Source organism: Streptomyces sp. WAC 04229 (assembly GCF_003947455.1).
In the GTDB taxonomy this organism is placed as follows: domain Bacteria; phylum Actinomycetota; class Actinomycetes; order Streptomycetales; family Streptomycetaceae; genus Streptomyces.
The window spans coordinates 1-1,079 of the sequence record NZ_QHJH01000404.1; the positions used below are offsets into that span (position 1 = coordinate 1).

Below are 1,079 nucleotides of genomic sequence, written 5' to 3' on the forward strand. Positions count from 1 at the left end.
GAACGGCACGCCCCCGAGGGGGTGGTGCCGGGTGCCGAGGGGATCCGCTGCGGGTGCCGGCGCGCGCCGGACTGCCTGCACCGGGCCTCCGTTGCCTCCGCGGCCCCGGTCGCCGACCCCGCGGCCGCGTCGTGCAGGGCGGCCGCCGCGGTGCTCGAGGCCGGTACCGACGGAGCCGGCGCCGTGCTCCAGGCGGAGTTGCTGCGGGCGGCGCACACCGCGCGGCTCTCCGGGCTGCCCAGGGCCGCGGGCCGGGCCGTCGCCGTGGTCACGGCGTTGCGGGCGGCGCGCGCCGGCGACCCCGACTACCGGGTCACCGATCTCACGGCGGCCCTGCGCGACGTCCTGGTGCTGGCGCACCGCCTCCCCGACGCCACCGGTCCCGAACTCGCCGGACTGCGCGGCAGCGTACGGCAGCCCTACAGCCCGGACGGCTCCCTGCGCCTGTACGGGGTCTTCGCCGAGCCGGTCCTCTCGGCGACCGGATACGCGGGCGCGGTCACCTGGACCGCCGACGCTGCGGGCCGCCTCTACACGGTCTCGGACGTGGCGCCGGGGGGCGCCGAGCGGGCCACGGGTGCGGCGGACCGAGCCGTGCGCCTCGGCGACACGGCACTGACGCACCGTGAACTCTCCCGCGCGGGACTCGCCGTGTCCGGGGCGACCGTCTCCCCGACGGGCCGCCTCGGCGCGGGCACGGGCGTACGGGCCGTGCGCGCGTCCGGCGTCGGCTGGAGCGCCGAACCCCTGGACCGCCTGTGGGCGGTACCGGTGTCGGAGCAGATCTCCCGCGCCCTGGGGGACGACCGGGACGGAGGGGAGGCGCGGGAAGATCGTGACCTGCTCTTCCTCGACGTCACGCTCGTCGGCACCGTCCGCGAGGCGGCGGGTGAGTGCCTGGTCGCGGACTGCGGCGGACTCCGGCTCCGGCTCGCCGCCGCCCACGACCATCCGACGCTGCCCCACCGCGAGAACCTGCGCCTCCTCGCCTCCGTGCCGGGCGCCCGGCTGCGCGTCGTCGCCCGGCTCACCCCCGGCCCCCTCCCCCGAGCCACGCTGCTGGCCGTGAGCCATCCCAC

1 pseudogene is annotated in these 1,079 nt (G+C 78.6%); it reads left to right on the top strand.

Annotation, left to right across the window (positions count from 1 at the left end):
• A pseudogene (locus DMH12_RS38540) lies at nt 1-1,079 on the top strand (hypothetical protein); the annotation flags it as partial.